The following is a 17,334-nucleotide window of genomic DNA, read 5'->3' on the forward strand; positions in this document are numbered from 1 at the left end:
TGACTCATAACGCCCCCAGAAAATCGGTGAGGGGGCTGGAGGCCTGGGCCTGGCTGCCGCGTGCCCCCAGGCCCGCCTCGTAGGCGCTGCGACCGGCCTCGCAGGCGAGCGCAAAGGCGCGGCCCATGGCGACCGGATCCCCGCTCACGGCGATGGCCGTATTGACCAGCACGGCGTCGGCGCCCAGTTCAAAGGCCGCCGCCGCGTGGCTCGGCGCGCCAATCCCCGCATCCACCACCACGGGCACATTGGCCTGCTCGATGATGATGGAGAGGAACTCCCGGGTCACCAGCCCCTGATTGGAGCCGATGGGGGCGCCAAGCGGCATCACGGCGGCGCAGCCCACCTCTTCCAGCCGCTTGCACAGCACGGGATCGGCGCCGCAGTAGGGCAGCACCACGAAGCCCTCTTTGACCAGCTGTTCGGCGGCCTTGAGGGTCTCGATGGGGTCGGGCAGCAGGTATTTGGGATCGGGGTGGATCTCGAGCTTGAGCCAGTTGGTGCCCAGTGCCTCCCGGGCCAGGTGGGCGGCAAACACCGCCTCGGCGGCCGTCTTGGCCCCAGAGGTGTTGGGCAAGAGCTTGACCCCGAGGGCCAGCAGCGGCGTCAGGATGTCGTCGTGGCGCTTGCCGGGCTCGAGGCGCTTGATGGCCATGGTGACCAGTTGGGAGCCGCTCGCCGCTATGGCTGCCGCCATCAGATCCGGGCGGGCAAACTTGCCGGTGCCGGTAAAGAGGCGCGAAGAGAAGGTGTGATCGGCAATTGTCAGCATCTCAGCCTCCGGCCACTGTGGTAAGAAGAGAGGAGGCCCCGCCGCAAGGCAGAACGCTCGAAAATGGGAGCACGAGCATCATGAGTCAGCCTCCGGCGATGGCAGTGAAAAGGTGGATCTCGTCCCCGTCATTGAGGCGGGTCTCTGGCCAGCGGCTGCGGGGCAGCACGGCGCCATTGAGGGCCACCGCCACCCCCTGGGGGGCAATCTCCTGCACCGCCAGCAGCTCGGTCAGACGCTGGCCGGTGGGCAGCGTCAGCTCGATATCGTTCAATCGAATATTCATTGGTCATCCTTATGGCTGCCACACACAGGGCAGTCGGGGTCGGCGGGCAGGCGCAGGGTCTGCCACTCATGGGCCAGGGCATCGAAGCGGCGCAGGGTGCCCGCCACCGGGCTGGGGCGTCCGAGCAATATTTTCAGGGCCTCCAGGGCCTGCAATGAGCCCATCACCCCCACCAATGGGCCGGTGACGCCGCTGCTCTGGCAGCTCTCCTTTATCTCGGCATCCGCCGGGTAGAGGCAGGCGTAGCAGGCGTGCTCAGGCGCGCTTCGCACCATCAGCTGACCCTGCCAGCCGACGGCGGCGGCGGAGATCCAGGGTTTGCCCTGCTCGACGCAGGCGGCGTTGATGGCCTGGCGGCTGGCAAGGTTGTCGCAGCAATCCACCACCAGATCCACCTCGGCCACGAAGCCGGGCAGGCTCAGCTCATCGAGGCGCTGGTTGATGGCAATCAGCTCCACCAGCGGGTTGTGGGCGGCCAAACGCTCCCGGGCCAGCTCCGCCTTGGAGCGGCGCAGCCCCTCCCCGTCGAACAGGATCTGGCGCGGCAGATTACTGCTGTCGAGCGTGTCGCCATCGGCCAGCCACAGCGTCCCCACCCCGGCCCCGGCGAGATAGAGGGCGAGCGGCGAGCCAAGCCCGCCGAGGCCGACGATCAGCACCGACTTGCCTTTCAGTCGCGCCTGCCCCGCTTCCCCTATCTCGGCCAGCATCAGTTGCCTGCCGTATCTCAGATACTCTTCGTCACGAAGAGACGCCTCATCAGAGCGCATGTGCCACCTCCTGCACTGCTATGGCGGAGCGCGCAGGCTCCCCGGCCCCCACGGCAGCGAGCAGCCGCTTCGTCGCCCCCTGCCAGTCGTCGCTCCCTGTGATGGCGGAGACCAGGGCGATGCTGCCCACCCCGCTCTGCTGCACCGCCGCTATGCGCTCTTCGCCGATGCCGCCGATGGCGACCGTGGGCCAGTCCTGCATCAGGGCGCGGTAGTGGTGCAGCCGCACCAGCCCCTGGGGGCGGGACGGCATCTGCTTGGTGTTGGTGGGGAAGATATGACCCAGGGCAATGTAGGAAGGGGCCAGCTCCCGGGCCCGCATCAGCTCGAAGTAACCGTGGGTGGAGATGCCAAAGCGCAGACCGGCGGCCTGAATGGCGGCGAGATCTGCCGTCTCCATGTCCTCCTGCCCCAGATGCACCCCATAGGCACCGGCGGCTATGGCCTGTTGCCAGTAATCGTTGATAAAGAGCCGCGCCCCGAAGCGGCGACCCAGGGCCACCGCCGCCGCAATGGCGGGCATCACTTCTTCGGCGGACAGATCCTTGATGCGCAGTTGCAGGGTCTTGACCCCGGCTTCCAGCAGGCGTTTGAGCCACTGCACCGAATCCACCACGGGATAGAGGCCGAGGTTGTGTTCGGTCGGGGCAAAGGGGCCCTCTGGCAGGCGGGCCGCGCAGGCAGGATAGAGACCGAAGCGGCGATCCAGTTCGGACCCCGCCAGCACTGCACGGGGGAACTGGGCGAGATCGGCCGGCCAGCCGAGGTGGGCTATGGGGCCTGGGCCCGCTCCCACCCCCTGCGCCGCCGCCAGCCCTTGCTGCAAATAGGCGCGCGCCAGGGTGATGGCGTCTTCAATGGGGTAGTCCTGCGCCACCACGGCGGCGATGGCGCTGGCGTAACAGCAGCCTGTGCCGTGACCGTGGCGGGTATCGAGGCGCGGCGCGGCGAGCCAGAATTCGCGGGTCTCGTCCTGGTAATAGTCCAGACACAGCTCCCCACTCCAGCCCAGATGGCCGCCCTTGACCAGCACGGCGCGGGCGCCCAGTTCTCGCAGCCGGGCCGCGCCCGCCCGCACCAGCGCAGGGCTGGTCGCCGGAATGCCGGTCAGGGCTTCCAGCTCGGGGCCGTTGGGGGTGATGAGGGACAGACGCGGCAGCAGTTGTTCGCGCACCGCCACCAGCATGCCGGGCTCGGCCATGGGGGTGCCAGTGCTGGCGATGGCGACCGGGTCGTAGACCACGAAGGGGGCTTCGATGGTCGACAACCTGCGGGCCAGCACCTCCACATGGAGCCGGGTCGGCAGCAGGCCTATCTTGATGGCGGCCGGGGGCAGATCCAGCCCCAGGGCGTCGATCTGGGCGGTGAAGGTCTGCATCAGCACGGGGTCCACCATCTTCACCGCCACCGAATTCTGGGCCGTGATGGCGGAGATGACCGAGCAGCCGTGCACCCCTAGGTCATGCAGGGTGTGCAAGTCGGCCTGAATGCCGGCCCCGCCGCCGGAGTCTGAACCGGCGATGGTCCAGACCACGGGACGGGCCTGCGTTACGGCGGACAGGTCGGCGGGGCTGACAGCCCCGCGCTCGCTGCTCACGCCTCCTCCCCTGCGGCCTGCTTCAGGGTCGCCGCCTGGTGGTAGATCTCGCCGCCAGTCTCCTTGAAGGTCTCCGCCATGCGGGCCATGCCACTCTCAACGTCGGCCTGCTTGAAGGTCTCCGGCTCCTTGTGGGCGATGCCGCTCTCCACCTCGGCCACCACCCGCTCCTGCTGGCCGTCCATGCCCACCATCTTGATCTCTACGGCTTCCAACTTGGCGGCGTAGTCACGCACGTCCTGGGTGATCTTCATGGAGCAGAACTTGGGGCCGCACATGGAGCAAAAATGAGCCACCTTGCCGGACTCCTGGGGCAGGGTCTCGTCGTGGTAGGCGCGGGCGGTGTCGGGATCCAGCGCCAGATTGAACTGATCCTCCCAGCGGAACTCGAAGCGCGCCTTGGACATGGCGTTGTCGCGGATCTGGGCACCCGGATGACCCTTGGCCAAGTCAGCGGCGTGGGCGGCGATCTTGTAGGTGATGAGGCCCTGCTTCACGTCCTCCTTGTTCGGCAGCCCCAGGTGCTCCTTGGGGGTCACGTAGCAGAGCATGGCGCAGCCGTACCAGCCGATCATGGCGGCCCCTATGCCGGAGGTGAAGTGATCGTAGCCGGGGGCTATGTCGGTGGTGAGGGGGCCCAGGGTGTAGAAGGGCGCCTCGTGACAGTGCTCCAGCTGCTCGGTCATGTTGCGCTCTATCATGTGCATGGGCACGTGGCCGGGGCCCTCGATCATCACCTGGACGTCGTACTCCCAGGCGATCTTGGTGAGCTCCCCCAGGGTGTGCAGCTCGGCAAATTGCGCCTCGTCGTTGGCGTCATAGACGGAGCCCGGGCGCAGGCCGTCCCCGAGGGAAAGCGCCACATCATAGGCGGCGCACAGCTCGCAGATCTCGCGAAAATGCTGGTAGAGGAAGTTCTCCTTGTGATGGGACAGGCACCACTTGGCCATGATGCTGCCGCCACGGGAGACGATGCCGGTGAGGCGCTTGGCGGTCATGGGCACGTAGCGCAGCAGGACGCCGGCGTGGATGGTGAAGTAGTCCACCCCCTGCTCGGCCTGTTCCAGCAGGGTGTCGCGGAACAGCTCCCAGGTGAGGTCTTCGGCGATGCCGTTGGTCTTTTCGAGCGCCTGGTAGATGGGCACTGTGCCGATGGGCACAGGGCTGTTGCGCAGTATCCACTCCCGGGTCTCGTGGATGTTGCGACCGGTGGAGAGATCCATGACGGTGTCGGCCCCCCAGCGGGTGGACCACACCAGCTTCTCCACTTCCTCCTCGATGCTGGAGCTGACCGCCGAGTTGCCTATGTTGGCGTTGATCTTCACCAGGAAGTTGCGGCCGATGATCATGGGCTCGGCTTCCGGGTGGTTGATGTTGCTCGGGATGATGGCGCGGCCGGCGGCCACCTCATCGCGCACGAATTCGGGGGTGATGTTTTCCGGCAATCTGGCGCCGAAGCCCTGACCCGGATGCTGGCGCAGCAGCAGCTCGGAGCGCACCCGCTCGCGGCCCATGTTCTCGCGGATGGCGATAAATTCCATCTCCGGGGTGACCATCCCCTGACGGGCATAGTGCAGCTGGGTCACCCGGCGGCCCGGCCTGGCACGCAGCGGCTTGGGCAAATGTTCGAAACGCAGGTGATCCAGCCCCTCGTCGGCGAGGCGCTCCTGGGTGAAGGTGGAGCTCAGACCCGGCAGCGGCTCGGTGTCGCCCCGCTCCAGCACCCAGGCTTCCCGCAGGCGCGGCAGGCCGCGGCGCACGTCTATCTCGGCGCGCTCGTCCCCGTAGGCTCCCGAGGTGTCGTAGACCGGCACCGGCTCGTTGGCCTCGAACTGGGGAGCTTCCTTGCTGCCGCCAACCAGGGTGTCGGCCAGCTGGATTTCACGCAAAGGCACCCGGATATCGGGGCGGGAGCCCTGGATGAAGATGCGGCGGGAGTTGGGATGGGCCATACCCTTGAGGTTGTCGATAAAGGCCTGGGCACTGGAGCGCAGCTCCCGGCGGCTGGCGGGCACGGACTTGCTGTTTTCAGAAGAGGTAGACATAGCAAAACTCACATTAACTGATTGAAGTTATGGGTTTGCTTGTCTGGAGTTCGAGGAGAAGTGATGAACTTGCAGTCTGGGTGCGCTCTCGGGAGGGAGGGAGCTTGCCTGGCTCCTCACTGCGCCCGCCCTCTGTGCCCTGATGAGCAAGATGATGGTGACGACAGACTCCCCCTCGTGCGCCCTGACTCATGAAGAGCGGATCCCTTCGCTGAGCGGGGAGGCTGGTCCTCCCCCGGCGCGGCAACTCGCAAGTTACCCTTGTTTCCCTTCGCAGGTTCTAGCCTGATCAGGTTCCACGGATCCCGAATTAACGGTCTCAGCTTTGCGTCGTTCGACGGTCAGCACTCCGACAAGATGGCGCCAGTATAAGTGGGGGAATGGAAAGCACAAGCCCTTAACAACTCCGATCTCTCGGGACGAGCCTGTTACTCCTCCGGATTGATGATCAGGATCTCGGTCAGACGGCCGTCATCATCCCGGCTCAGCACCAGGCGGCGACCCGGTTGCAGATCGACGGGGCGGCCGTTCACCCAGCGGGTGCCGGCATCAAACACCAGCACACCGAGATCCTGTAGCAGCAAGGCCTGCCCCGAGTGGGCAAGCAGTCGATCCTCCGCCCGCCGCCAATGAGCCCAGAGGGCCGGATCCGGCGCCCTGGCGAGCACCCGGATCTGCTCGGCCACGCCGTGGCGGCTCTGGATGGCGAGGTGCATGCCGGGCCTGAGATCGTCAAACTGCGCCGCCCCGACCAGGGCGGCGCTGCCGAGTTCGAGCTCGGCCCCCTGAAATTGCAGGCGGATGCCATCGTTGTGCTCCAGCGCCACCAGCCAGAGCTCGGGCTCGTCGGCAAGGGCGTGGCAGGAGAGCAGCAGGAGCAAGGCGGTTCTGGTCATAGCAAGCAGGCCCATGGTCAACCCGGCGAGGAGGTTTAACTATGGGCCTGGATGGGCAATTTTGCCGGTCACCCTGACCGGATCAGTCATCCTCCCGGCAGCGGCTCAGCCGCTTGCCGTCGAAGCGGCACTCCAGCTCCAGCCAGCGCCCCTCGAAGGGGGCCAGGCTGTCATCGGAGGCACCATAACCCCAGATGCGCCCGCCAAGGACAGGGCCCTCCAGCTCCATCTCGTCGGCCTCGTCCAGGGGCTCCACCTCGCGGATCAGCCGTCTCTCCCCCTGCGCCGTCGTCTGCACTACCCCTTCCAGATCGACCCAGGTACCGCCGAGGTCATCTTCGTCCAGCCCCTCCTTGAAGCGGGTCTGCTCATCGATCACGAAGGGAATGCCGTTGACCATCAACTGGCCCAGCTGCCAGGTGGTGCGGCCGGTCAGCTTGAACTCGGCCCCCTGCGCCAACCCCAGGGGCAGCAAGATCGTCAGCAGGAGGGCGCACAGAGACTTCTTCATCGGGGATCCTCGGGGTTACACTGGCCAGCAGCATGGCGTCTTCGTCGTGAAATGACCGTGAAAAACGGCCAAGACCAGGAGATCAAAACATGAAAATACTGGTGGTGGAAGACAATCCCCAGGTGGCGGAAACCATCATGGACTATCTGGCGCTGGCCGGGCACAGGGTGGACTGCGCCTATCACGGCCAGGCCGCCTTGCAGCTGCTGGCACAGCAGCGTTTCGACGTCATCATCATGGATGTCATGATGCCGCGCCTGGACGGCCTCTCCACGGTGGAGCGGCTACGGGCGGACGGCATCGCCACCCCTGTGCTCTTTCTCACCGCCCGCGACAGCCTGGACGACAAGCTGGCAGGGTTTCGGGTCGGGGGCGACGACTACCTGATCAAGCCGTTCGCCATGGAGGAGCTGGAGGTGCGGCTGCAGGCCCTGGCCCTGCGCGGCCCCCGCAGCGACATGGGGGCGCTGGCGTTTGGCGATCTGACCCTGGATCCCGCCGCGGGCCGCGCCAGCCGCGCCGGGGTGGAGCTCAAGCTCGGCAAGATCCCCTTTCGGATCCTCACCCTGCTGGTGCGCCGCGCACCGGATCTGGTGAGCCGCCAGGAGCTGATCGAGGGGGTCTGGGGGGATGAAGAGCCTGACTCCGACGCCCTGCGCAGCCACATCTATGCCCTGCGCAACGCCCTGGACAAGCCCTTCGAGCACCCCATGCTGGAGACGCGCCACGGTCAGGGCTACCGGCTGGTCACCCCATGACGGCGGGATCCTCGCCCCTGCCCAGCCTGCGCCGCCGCCTGGTGCTGATCCTCGGCAGCGCCGGCCTGCTGCTGCTGGTGCTGCTCAGCCTGTTGATGCTGGTGGCCGAAGACAAGATGGAGGAGCTGAGCCTGCGCCACTGGCTGGAGGCCGAGGCGACCCGCTATCAGGATGACTGGCTGCGCCTGGGGGATGCCGCCCCCGCCCCCAGCCCGCGCCAGTTCTCCAGCTACTGGACAGAGGCGGGCCGCCTGCCCGGCTGGCTCAAACCCTACCGAGTCCCGGGTTTTTTCGAGCATCAGCTCGGCGAGGAGGACAAGCACTTCCTGGTGCGCCCCCACCCCTCTGGCCAGGGCCTCATCTATCTGGTGTTCAACGACGATGCCGACGACTATCTGGATCCTTATGAAGACCAGCTCCACCTCGCCACCCGCCTCATCGGCCTGACCCTGCTGCTGGCGGCCCTCGGCTTCGGCGTCTGGCTGGTGCGCCACATCACCCGGCCACTGGAGCAGCTGCGCCAACGGGTCGCCCACCTCACCCCGGATCAGGGGGACTTCGTCCCCGACGCCCCCTGGCAGGAGCTGCGGGAGATAGAGCTGGCGCTGCTGGCGGGCAAGCAGGAGGTGGCGGCCGTGTTCGCCCGTGAGCAGGAGTTCAGCCGCTTCGCCAGCCACGAGCTGCGCACCCCCAACATGGTGATCCAGGGCTCCGCCGCCCTGCTCGGCAAGGTGAGCGAGCTGCCCGCCCCCGCCGCCCGGGCCGCCAGCCGCATCCGCGCCGCCAGCGACGAGATGGCCCTGCTCACCGAAACCTTCCTGCTGCTGGGGCGAAAGGAAGCGGTGGAGCGGCCGCCCCAGCGGGTGGCCCCCCTGATCCAGCAGGAGCTGGCCCGCCTCGCCCCCCTGCTGCAACGCGAAAACCTGGACATCCGCCTCGCGCTGGACGAGGCGAGCGAGGTCAGGGCCCCCCTCTCATTGCTCGCCATTGCCCTCGGCAACCTGTTGAAAAATGCCCTGAGCTACGCCGAGGGTCACATCGAGATCGCGCTGCAGGGGCAGGTGCTCACCATCAGCAACCCCACGGCGGCGCCGCCGGATCAGATCCTGGGCTATGGCTGCGGCCTCACCATCATAGAGCGCATCTGTGCCAAGCTCGGCTGGCAGATAGAGACCCGGCTGGAGCAGGGCGTGTTTCGCGCCAGCCTGCGGATGGGCGAGGAGCCCTGAAGGGCGCCGACCCCGTGACCACAAAACACAGAGGCGGCCCGGGGGCCGCCTCTGTGCTGTTCGTCTCCGGCCTCAGGAGAGGGCCAGACCGAGGGAGAGCAGCAGACTGTAGAGAAACGCGCTGATGGCGGTCTTCTTGAGGGCGCCGGTCAGCACCTCGCCATCCTGGCTCAGGTGCAGGGTGCGGGCGGCATCGGTGAGGGGCTTGAGCGCGGGCAGGAAGATCCAGGGCCAGAGGCTCGCGGGCGGGATCAGCAGGAAGACCATGGTGGCCAGCAGCGCCGCCCCCAGCAAGGCCCAGTGATAGGCGATGGCGCGGTTGCGGCCGAGGCGCACCGCCAGGGTGATCTTGCCGCTGGCGGCATCGCTCTCTATGTCCCGCACATTGTTGATGTTGAGCACGGCGGTGGCCAACAGGCCGCAGGCGGTGGCCGGCAGCAGCAGATCCCATTGCAGAGTCTGGGTGAACAGGTAGTAGGAGCCGAGCACCCCCAGCAGGCCGAAGAAGAGAAACACCGAGATGTCGCCAAAGCCGCGATAGCCGTAAGGGGTCTTGCCCACCGTGTAGGTGATGGCCGCGACGATGGCGGCGCCACCGAGCAGCACGAAGGCGAGGAGGTGCAGCCAGGCGTCGCCGAAGACGCTGATCAGCAGGGCCAGGCCGCTCACCACGGCCGCCAGGGCGGTCAGCCCCATGGCCACGCACATCTGCTGGCGGGTGATGAGGCCGGAGACCACGGCCCGCTGGGGCCCGATCCGCTCTCCGTTGTCCGCCCCCGAGACCGCATCCCCATAGTCGTTGGCCAGGTTGGAGAGGATCTGCAACAGGATGGCGGTCAGCAGAGAGAGGGCCATGATGCCGCCGTCGAAGGCGCCACGGCTGGCGGCCAGTCCCGACCCCAGCAGGATGGAGGAGCAGGCCAGGGGCAGGGTTCGCAACCGCGCCGCCAGCAACCACACAGAGAAGGTATTTGTCATATTTTGATGGCCAAACAATCAGATATTGATCGTGTTAAGGGTTATCGAAACGGATTTGGGTATACTTGCCAACCTGGGAGCCGGGCTCCCTTGGGCAATTTACAGGGATGAATGGGCGGATAATATATAGGAATAATCGCCCTTTGGCATAAACCCGCGGCCTGCCCCCGCCCCACAGACCGTCACCCCACGGCTCGGATACGACATCCATGTTGGCTCAGACCCATATCAAGCAACAGCTGGACGCCCTGCGTCATGACCGGACCCTGGGCTTCGTGCGCCTGCGCGTGGCCTGCGAGGTGAACTCCTTCCTCGGCTGGCTCAACGCCCAGCCCCTCTATCCACGCATCTACTGGCACGCCAGGGGGGAAGAGAGACCCGAATACGTGGCCCTTGGCCGCATCCACGAGCTGACGGATCCCGCACACATCGCCCGCATCTGCGCCAACACCCAGGCCAGCCTGGTGGACAGCCCCCGCTACTTCGGCGGCCTGGCGTTCGATCCCGACCAGCCGCCGCAAGGGGAGAACCCCTGGCAGGGCTTTGGCCCCTGCCGCTTCGATGGTCTGGCGCTCGATCCCGACCAACCGCCGCAAGGAAATCGCGAGTGGCAGGGCTTTGGCCCCTGCCGCTTCGTGCTGCCGCGCATCGAGCTGGTGCGCCGGGGGGAGTGTGTCAGCCTCTGCCTCAACCTCTGGTTCGACGAGCACAACCGGGAGGCCGAACTGGCCGCCGGCCACCAGGCCCTGGCGGCCCTGGTACCCGAGGCGCCCCTGCCTCCCCTCACCCCTCAGCAGTGGCAGCGCCGGGACAAGCCGGCCAGGCCCGGCTGGCAACAGCTGGTCAGCACGGTCACGGCCCCCGACTTTCAGGCCCACACCCCCAAGGTGGTGCTCTCCCGAGCGAGCCGGCTCGAGGGGGCCGACGTCAATCCCTGGAGCCTGCTGGCCCGCTGGGCCGAGCGGGCCGAACAGTGCTTTCGCTTCGGCTTCCAGTTCGAGCCGGACCGTGCCTTCATCGCCTGCTCCCCCGAGCGGCTCTACCGCCGCGAGGGACGCCACCTGTTCAGCGAGGCGCTGGCGGGCACCATACGCCGCAGCGGCGACGAGGCGCACGATGCCAGGCTCGCCGCCGAGCTGCTGAGCGACAGCAAGAACCGGCTGGAGAACCGCCTGGTCCACACGGACATACTGCACCGGCTCGCCCCCCTGGCCCACGACGTCACCCTGACCGAGCCCAGGATCCTCAAGCTGCGGCTGCTGCAACATCTCAAGTGCGACATCGAGGCCGAGCTCCATCCCGAGGTGTGCGACTGGCAGCTGCTGGCGGCCCTGCACCCCACCCCTGCGGTGGGTGGGGCCCCACGGGAATCGGCCCTGGCCTTCATCCGCGAGTTCGAGCCCTATGATCGCGGCTGGTACGCCGGTGCCTGCGGCATGCTGAGCCGGGAGACCTCGGAGTGCAGCGTGGCCATCCGCAGCGCCCGCATCGACCCCGGGGCCGTCACCCTGTTCGCCGGTGCCGGCATAGTCGCGGGATCCGAGCCCGCCGCCGAGTGGGCCGAACTCGACAACAAGATAGCCAACGTCCTGTCCCTGCTGGGATAGCGTTTTTCATCGACCCACTGCGAGAGCCTTATGCCCGCCAGTCAACTGCCTGAGCACCGCGCGTTTGCCAGCCATCACGCCACCTTCAATCACGTCTGGTCCTCTCTCCTGCTGGAAGAGCTCTACCGCCTCGGGGTGCGCGACATCGCCCTGGCCGCCGGCTCCCGCTCCGCGCCGCTCACCATGGCCGCCGCGGCCCACCCGGGCTTTCGCCGCCATCTGCACTTCGACGAGCGGGGCCTGGGCTTCATGGCCCTTGGGCTGGCCAAGGGCAGCGGCCGCCCGGTCGCCCTCATCACCACCTCGGGCACGGCGGTGGCCAACCTCTGGCCCGCGCTGGCAGAGGCCCAGCTCACCGGGGTGCCCCTCGTCATCCTCTCCGCCGACCGGCCCCCGGAGCTTATCGACAACGGCGCCAACCAGGCCATCGACCAGCAGGGGATCTTCGCCCGCTACCCGGTCCACCAGCAGAATCTGCCGAGCCCCACCCCCGCCATCCCGGCCGCCTTCGTGCTGAGTTCGGTGGATCAGGCCCTGGCCAGACAGGCGCTGACCCCGGGGCCTGTCCACTTCAACTGCATGTATCCCGAGCCCCTCTACCCCGGCGCCGAGTACCTGGACTTTGCCGACTACCTGGCCCCCCTCGGCGACTGGTTGCACTCGGGCCAGCCCTGGAGCCCCTGGCAGAGCGCGCCGACCCCCTGCCCGCCCCAGCCGGACTGGTCGGCGTTTCGCGCCAGACGCGGCGTCCTGGTCGCCGGGCGGATCGAGGATCCCGCCCAGGCGCAGCAGGTGGCCGAGCTGGCGGAGCGCCTCGGCTGGCCCCTGCTGGCCGATCTGCAGAGCCAGCTCCACTTCGACCACCGCAGCCTGACCCATCAGGACATGGCGCTGCAGGATGACGCCTTCTGCGCCGAGCTGGCCCGGGCAGAGGTATTGCTGCAATTTGGCGCCCGCCTCATCTCCAAGCGGCTCGGCCACTTCATCAAGCAGCACCCCTGGCAGGATTACTGGCTGGTGGACCCGCAACCGGCCCGGCTCGACCCCGATTACCGGCTGCGTCGCCGCCTGCTCTGCCTCCCCGGCGCCTTTCTCGAGGCCCATGAGACGCCCGGGCGTGCCGCCCCCTGGCACCGGCTGGTACAGCGTCAGCTCCCCGTCAGCCAACGGGTGCGCAGTGCCTGCACGCGCTTCTCCGAGCTCGGGGTCTGCCATCGCCTGAACCAGCTGGTCAAGGGCCAGCTGTTTGTCGGCAACAGCATGCCGGCCCGGCTGATGGACATGCTGGGCGAGCCGGGCAAGGGCCCCAGCCGGCTGATGACCAACCGCGGCGCCTCCGGCATCGATGGCCTGATCGCCACCGCCTACGGCTTCGCCCAGACCAGCCAGGAGCCCACCACCCTGCTGCTCGGGGATCTCAGCGCCCTGCACGACCTCAACAGCCTGGCCCTGCTCACCAAGGCGCAGGCCCCCCTGGTGGTCATCATCCTCAACAACGACGGCGGCAGCATCTTTCGCATGTTGCCCGTGCCCAGAGGGGAGCTGCTGGAGAGCTACTACCGCCTGCCCCACGGCCTGGACTTTGCCCAGGCCGCCGCCATGTTCGGCCTTGGCTATCGGGCGCCCGCCACCCTGGCCGAATTTGAGCACAGTTACGCCGCGGCCCTGGAAAAAGGGGTAACCCTGATTGAAATCAAGGTACCGAGTCACGAGGTGGCCGAGGATCTCAAGGCACTGGGAGACAGCATCCGTGGCCGGTGAGTCGACGTTAGAGCCTGCAATGGCCATCAAGGTATCCAGCAACCATGGGGTAACCGAGGATCTGAAAGCGCTGGGAGACAGCATCCGTGGCCACTGACAGCGCCCAACCCACCCTGGTGCTGCTGCACGGCCTGCTGGGGGATGCCGATGACTGGCGGCCTGTCATCCAGGCCCTGCCGGGTGTCCAGTGCCATGCCCTGGATCTGCCGGGCCACGGCGGCAACAAGGGGCTGAGGGTGAACGGCTTTGAGCAGGCCCATGACTGGCTCTGCGGCGAGCTGGCCGCGCGGGGTATCACGCGCTACCGGCTGGCGGGCTATTCCCTGGGGGGGCGGCTCGCCCTCCATCACGCCAGCCAGTCCCCCGCCGGCTTGCAGGGGCTCTTGCTGGAGAACTGTCATCCGGGCCTGGCAGTGGCCGAGCGGGCCGCCCGCCTCGAACACGACGAAGCCTGGGCCCGGCGCTTCGAGCGCGAACCCCTGGCCCGGGTGCTGGCGGACTGGTATCGCCAGCCGGTGTTCGCCGATCTGGACGAGGCCGCCCGTGGCCGCCAGGCCGCCCGCCGCCTTGGCAATGAGGGTCGGGCCCTGGCCGCCATGCTGCGGGCCACCTCCCTTGGCTGGCAGCCGGATCTCGTCCCCTGGCTTGGTAAAACCCGGTTGCCGGTAAGCTGGATCTCCGGCAGCCGGGATCACAAATTCCATGGTCTTGCTTGCCAGCTGGTGAAGCAAGGCTGCAATATCAATCACTTGACCCTGGATGGCGGCCACAACCTGCACGCCAGCCAGCCCGAGCAGTTTGCCCGGCTCCTGCGGGAGTGGGTCAAGCAACCAGAAGCGTCATGATTGAGCAATGCCGGCAGCGGGACAATACGCCCCCGCCTGCCATGACCGGATTGCTCAATTGATGACGACCACATCAGAAGGAAAACACCATGATTGAGGCAATGACGGAAGCGGAACTGTACGCACCTGTCGAATGGCAGGATTGCTCCGCCGGCTACGAGGATATCCTCTATCACAAATCCCTGGATGGCATTGCCAAGATCACCATCAACCGCCCCCAGGTGCGCAACGCCTTCCGCCCCCGCACCGTGAAAGAGATGCTGCAAGCCCTGGCCGATGCCCGTTACGACGATCATATCGGTACCATCATACTGACCGGTTTTGGCGAGAAGGCGTTCTGCGCCGGCGGCGACCAGAAGATCCGCGGCGACTACGGCGGCTACAAGGACGATGAGGGTACCCATCACCTCAACGTGCTCGACTTCCAGCGCGACATCCGCACCTGTCCCAAGCCCGTGGTGGCCATGGTGGCCGGCTACGCGGTCGGCGGCGGCCACGTGCTGCACATGATGTGCGATCTCACCATAGCCGCGGACAACGCCCAGTTCGGCCAGACCGGTCCCAAGGTCGGCTCCTTCGACGGCGGCTGGGGCGCCTCCTACATGGCCCGCATCGTCGGCCAGAAGAAGGCCCGGGAGATCTGGTTCCTGTGCCGCATGTACGATGCCCAGCAGGCGCTCGACATGGGGCTGGTCAATACAGTGGTGCCCCTGGCGGAGCTGGAGCGGGAAACCGTGCGCTGGTGCCGGGAGATGCTGCAAAACAGCCCCATGGCGCTGCGCTGCCTGAAGGCGGCGCTGAACGCCGACTGCGACGGCCAGGCCGGTCTGCAGGAGCTGGCGGGCAATGCCACCATGCTGTTCTACATGACCGAAGAGGGTCAGGAAGGACGCAACGCCTTCAACGAGAAACGTCGCCCCGACTTCTCCAAATACAAGCGGAATCCCTGATGACACTCGCCCTCTATCGCTACCAACTGCCCTTTATCCAGCCCCTGACCTTCCACGGCAAGGTGGAGGTGGCGCGGGAGGGCCTGTTGGTGCGCATCGACGACGGCTGGGGGGAGATAGCCCCCCTGCCCGGCTTCTCCAAAGAGACCCTGGCCGAGGCACAAGCCGAGGCCATCGCCTGCCTGGCGCGGCTGGCCAAGGGACAACCCCTGGCCCCTGCGCTTCCCTCGGTGCAGTTCGGCTTCGACTGCGCGCGCCGGGTCTGGCCCGTGCAGACGGCACCCCTGCCCGAACCCTATCCCCTCATCCAGGGCGCGCCCCAGGAGCTGCTCAAGCACTGGAAGAACTGGCTGCACCACACCCCGGACAAGGCCAAGCTGAAGGTGGCCCGCTACCCCATGCGCGACGAGCTGGCGCTGATCCGCCTGCTGTGCGATCGCCTGCCCAACCTCAAGCTGGTGCTGGATGCCAACCAGGGCTGGACCCGGGAGGAGGCCTGGGCCTTCTGCGGCCACCTGGACGCGAACCGGATCGAATACCTGGAAGATCCTTGCGCCGAGTTCGACGACATCGCCTTCGTGGCTGAGCGCACCGGCATGCCGGTGGCCATCGACGAGCTGCTGGCCCAGGGCAAGCCCTGGCAGCCCATCCCACAGCTGAAGGCCCTGGTGCTAAAACCCACCCTGCTCGGCTCCCTGGCCCACAGCGAAGTCCTGGTGGCCCGCGCCCGGGAGCTGAAACTGAAGGTGGTCGTCTCCTCCTGCTTCGAATCCGGGGTCGGGCTGGGCCAGCTCGCCCGCCTCGCGGGGGAGTGGGCGCCGGAGCAGGCCCCTGGCCTGGATACCCGCCGCTGGCTGGCGAGCGATCTGCTCGGCGCCGATGGCCAGCCCGATCCCGCCTGCCTGGAGACCCTGTACCTGAGTGACTGACCAAGCCCCCCCCGCCCTCTGCTGCCCGGTGCGTCACTGGGCACAGACGGCGCCCGAGCGCACCGCCATCCAGGGCAACGGCTCGCTCAACTACCGGCAGCTGGATGCCAGGCTCAACGGCCTGTGCCGTCAGCTGGCGCAGGCGGGACTGACCCCGGGCGATCGGCTGACGGCCGTGGTGCGCGGCGCCCTGGAGGACGTGTTGCTGGCCTGGGCCTGCGTGCGCAGCTGCCTCGTCTTCTGCCCCCTCAATCCCGCCTTCCCCCTTCCCAGACAGGCCGAGCTGGCCGCACAGCTGGATGTCTGCGCCTTCTGGTCGGCGGGGGAGATCCCGGCGGGCGACTGGCAAGCCCTCATCCTCGACTTCACGGGCGAGCTGCCGGCAAGTGAAGAAACCTGGACGCTTGAACCGGCCCAGCCGAGCAACATGATCCTCACCTCGGGCTCCAGCGGCACCCCCAAGGCGGTGGTCCACCGCCTCGCCAACCACCTGGCCTCGGCCAGGGGCTCCGCCAGCCAGATCCCCCTGGACGAGGCCTGCGGCTGGCTGCTCTCCCTGCCGCTGTTTCACGTCGGCGGCTACGCCATCCTGTTTCGGGTCTTCCTGGCGGGGGCCAGCCTGGTGCTGGACGATCGCAGCCAGCCCCTCAGGGAGCGCCTCGAATGCCAGCCCATCACCCACCTCTCCCTGGTGCCGACCCAGCTCTGGCGGCTACTGGCGCAAGGGTTCGACCCCGGCCGCACCCGGCTGCGGGAGCTGCTGCTCGGCGGCGCCGCCATCCCCGGGCCCCTGGTCGAACGGCTGACCGCCATGGGGTTCACCCCCAAGGTGAGCTACGGCCTCTCCGAGATGGGCAGCCAGGTCTGCACCGGCCTGCCGACCACTGCGGGTCTGGTTGGCAGGCCGCTGCCAGGGCGGGAGGTCTGCATTCAACAGGGGGAGATCTGCGTACGCGGTGACACCCTGTTCGTCGGCTATTTCAAGGACGGCGAACTGGTGCGGCCGCTGGATGAGGAGGGCTGGTTCCACACCCGGGACAAGGGTCATTTCACCGCCGAAGGCGAGCTGGTGGTGGAGGGGCGGCTCGACAACCTCTTCATCTCGGGCGGGGAGAACATCCAGCCCGAGACCATAGAGCAGCGCCTGGTGGATCACGGCGCCGTGGCCCAGGCCCTGGTGGTGCCGGTGCCGAGCGAGGAGTGGGGGCAGAGACCCGCCGCCTTTATCGACTGGCACGGCGAGCCCGTGCCCCACGCCGAGCTGGCGGCCTGGATCCGCGCCGTCCTGCCCGGCTTTATGGTGCCGGATCAGTGGCATCCCTGGCCGGATCTCGGCGGCAGCCTGAAACCCTCCCGCACCCTGCTCGCCCGCAACCTGCGTGCCTGATCCCGGCGGCCCG

16 protein-coding genes and 1 riboswitch are annotated in these 17,334 nt (G+C 67.4%); of the genes, 8 read left to right on the top strand and 8 right to left on the bottom strand.

Annotated elements, in window-relative coordinates; all coding sequences use genetic code 11:
• Positions 1-4: 4 nt before the first annotated feature.
• From ACW5W4_RS06730 to ACW5W4_RS06760, 7 genes are all read right to left on the bottom strand, one after another.
• Entirely contained in the window at positions 5-772 is a 768-nt protein-coding gene (locus ACW5W4_RS06730) for a thiazole synthase (protein WP_456688851.1), read from the bottom strand.
• Between the two features lie 85 nt (positions 773-857).
• Positions 858-1,058, bottom strand: coding sequence for a sulfur carrier protein ThiS (gene thiS / locus ACW5W4_RS06735; protein ID WP_042042049.1), 201 nt, complete (start codon positions 1,056-1,058; stop codon positions 858-860).
• The gene (locus ACW5W4_RS06740; RefSeq protein ID WP_456688852.1) at positions 1,055-1,828 is read right to left on the bottom strand and encodes a HesA/MoeB/ThiF family protein; all 774 of its coding nucleotides are present in this window, start codon (positions 1,826-1,828) and stop codon (positions 1,055-1,057) included. The genes thiS and ACW5W4_RS06740 overlap by 4 nt, the downstream gene beginning before the upstream one ends.
• Positions 1,818-3,425, bottom strand: coding sequence for a thiamine phosphate synthase (gene thiE / locus ACW5W4_RS06745; protein ID WP_456688853.1), 1,608 nt, complete (start codon positions 3,423-3,425; stop codon positions 1,818-1,820). Before thiE ends, ACW5W4_RS06740 begins: the two co-directional genes overlap by 11 nt.
• Positions 3,422-5,470 carry a phosphomethylpyrimidine synthase ThiC gene (gene thiC, locus ACW5W4_RS06750; RefSeq protein ID WP_456688854.1) on the bottom strand — a complete coding sequence of 683 codons (2,049 nt, stop codon included), beginning with the start codon at positions 5,468-5,470 and terminating at the stop codon, positions 3,422-3,424. The genes thiE and thiC overlap by 4 nt, the downstream gene beginning before the upstream one ends.
• A 248-nt stretch (positions 5,471-5,718) precedes the next feature.
• A riboswitch (TPP riboswitch) is annotated at positions 5,719-5,832 on the bottom strand.
• A gap of 66 nt (positions 5,833-5,898) precedes the next feature.
• On the bottom strand, positions 5,899-6,366 hold the full coding sequence (locus ACW5W4_RS06755; RefSeq protein ID WP_456688855.1) for a hypothetical protein: 468 nt from the start codon (positions 6,364-6,366) through the stop codon (positions 5,899-5,901).
• 82 nt (positions 6,367-6,448) lie between these two features.
• On the bottom strand, positions 6,449-6,877 hold the full coding sequence (locus ACW5W4_RS06760; protein ID WP_456688856.1) for a hypothetical protein: 429 nt from the start codon (positions 6,875-6,877) through the stop codon (positions 6,449-6,451).
• A gap of 89 nt (positions 6,878-6,966) precedes the next feature.
• Between ACW5W4_RS06760 and ACW5W4_RS06765 the strand changes: the two genes are divergently transcribed.
• On the top strand, positions 6,967-7,635 hold the full coding sequence (locus ACW5W4_RS06765) for a response regulator transcription factor (protein ID WP_456688857.1): 669 nt from the start codon (positions 6,967-6,969) through the stop codon (positions 7,633-7,635).
• Positions 7,632-8,864 carry a sensor histidine kinase gene (locus ACW5W4_RS06770; RefSeq protein ID WP_456688858.1) on the top strand — a complete coding sequence of 411 codons (1,233 nt, stop codon included), beginning with the start codon at positions 7,632-7,634 and terminating at the stop codon, positions 8,862-8,864. Before ACW5W4_RS06765 ends, ACW5W4_RS06770 begins: the two co-directional genes overlap by 4 nt.
• Positions 8,865-8,936: 72 nt before the next feature.
• On the opposite strand, the gene ACW5W4_RS06775 is transcribed toward ACW5W4_RS06770, so the two are convergent.
• On the bottom strand, positions 8,937-9,842 hold the full coding sequence (locus ACW5W4_RS06775; protein ID WP_456688859.1) for a 1,4-dihydroxy-2-naphthoate polyprenyltransferase: 906 nt from the start codon (positions 9,840-9,842) through the stop codon (positions 8,937-8,939).
• A 209-nt stretch (positions 9,843-10,051) separates the two neighbouring features.
• Here ACW5W4_RS06775 and ACW5W4_RS06780 point away from each other — a divergent pair, with 209 nt between their 5' ends.
• The 6 genes from ACW5W4_RS06780 (at position 10,052) to ACW5W4_RS06805 (ending at position 17,321) form a co-directional block, all read left to right on the top strand.
• A complete protein-coding gene (locus tag ACW5W4_RS06780; protein WP_456688860.1) occupies positions 10,052-11,449 on the top strand; it encodes an isochorismate synthase in 1,398 nt (465 codons plus the stop codon).
• 30 nt (positions 11,450-11,479) lie between these two features.
• The gene (gene menD / locus ACW5W4_RS06785; RefSeq protein ID WP_456688861.1) at positions 11,480-13,210 is read left to right on the top strand and encodes a 2-succinyl-5-enolpyruvyl-6-hydroxy-3-cyclohexene-1-carboxylic-acid synthase; all 1,731 of its coding nucleotides are present in this window, start codon (positions 11,480-11,482) and stop codon (positions 13,208-13,210) included.
• 86 nt (positions 13,211-13,296) lie between these two features.
• Positions 13,297-14,055 carry a 2-succinyl-6-hydroxy-2,4-cyclohexadiene-1-carboxylate synthase gene (gene menH, locus ACW5W4_RS06790; RefSeq protein ID WP_456688862.1) on the top strand — a complete coding sequence of 253 codons (759 nt, stop codon included), beginning with the start codon at positions 13,297-13,299 and terminating at the stop codon, positions 14,053-14,055.
• An 89-nt stretch (positions 14,056-14,144) separates the two neighbouring features.
• On the top strand, positions 14,145-15,005 hold the full coding sequence (gene menB, locus ACW5W4_RS06795; RefSeq protein ID WP_427262824.1) for a 1,4-dihydroxy-2-naphthoyl-CoA synthase: 861 nt from the start codon (positions 14,145-14,147) through the stop codon (positions 15,003-15,005).
• Positions 15,005-15,934 (top strand): o-succinylbenzoate synthase, encoded by a 930-nt coding sequence (menC, locus tag ACW5W4_RS06800; protein WP_456688863.1) that lies wholly within the window; start codon positions 15,005-15,007, stop codon positions 15,932-15,934. The genes menB and menC overlap by 1 nt, the downstream gene beginning before the upstream one ends.
• On the top strand, positions 15,927-17,321 hold the full coding sequence (locus ACW5W4_RS06805; RefSeq protein WP_456688864.1) for an AMP-binding protein: 1,395 nt from the start codon (positions 15,927-15,929) through the stop codon (positions 17,319-17,321). The genes menC and ACW5W4_RS06805 overlap by 8 nt, the downstream gene beginning before the upstream one ends.
• The last annotated feature ends 13 nt before the right edge of the window (positions 17,322-17,334 follow it).

The organism is Aeromonas crassostreae, from assembly GCF_054052445.1.

Coding starts and splice junctions, on each gene's coding strand:
- ACW5W4_RS06755 (WP_456688855.1), bottom strand. CDS start 6,366: ATGACCAGAACCGCCTTGCTCCTGCTGCTCTCCTGCCACGCCCTTGCC.
- ACW5W4_RS06760 (WP_456688856.1), bottom strand. CDS start 6,877: ATGAAGAAGTCTCTGTGCGCCCTCCTGCTGACGATCTTGCTGCCCCTG.
- ACW5W4_RS06740 (WP_456688852.1), bottom strand. CDS start 1,828: ATGCGCTCTGATGAGGCGTCTCTTCGTGACGAAGAGTATCTGAGATAC.
- thiC (WP_456688854.1), bottom strand. CDS start 5,470: ATGTCTACCTCTTCTGAAAACAGCAAGTCCGTGCCCGCCAGCCGCCGG.
- ACW5W4_RS06770 (WP_456688858.1), top strand. CDS start 7,632: ATGACGGCGGGATCCTCGCCCCTGCCCAGCCTGCGCCGCCGCCTGGTG.
- menB (WP_427262824.1), top strand. CDS start 14,145: ATGATTGAGGCAATGACGGAAGCGGAACTGTACGCACCTGTCGAATGG.
- menC (WP_456688863.1), top strand. CDS start 15,005: ATGACACTCGCCCTCTATCGCTACCAACTGCCCTTTATCCAGCCCCTG.
- menD (WP_456688861.1), top strand. CDS start 11,480: ATGCCCGCCAGTCAACTGCCTGAGCACCGCGCGTTTGCCAGCCATCAC.
- thiS (WP_042042049.1), bottom strand. CDS start 1,058: ATGAATATTCGATTGAACGATATCGAGCTGACGCTGCCCACCGGCCAG.
- ACW5W4_RS06780 (WP_456688860.1), top strand. CDS start 10,052: ATGTTGGCTCAGACCCATATCAAGCAACAGCTGGACGCCCTGCGTCAT.
- ACW5W4_RS06765 (WP_456688857.1), top strand. CDS start 6,967: ATGAAAATACTGGTGGTGGAAGACAATCCCCAGGTGGCGGAAACCATC.
- ACW5W4_RS06730 (WP_456688851.1), bottom strand. CDS start 772: ATGCTGACAATTGCCGATCACACCTTCTCTTCGCGCCTCTTTACCGGC.
- ACW5W4_RS06775 (WP_456688859.1), bottom strand. CDS start 9,842: ATGACAAATACCTTCTCTGTGTGGTTGCTGGCGGCGCGGTTGCGAACC.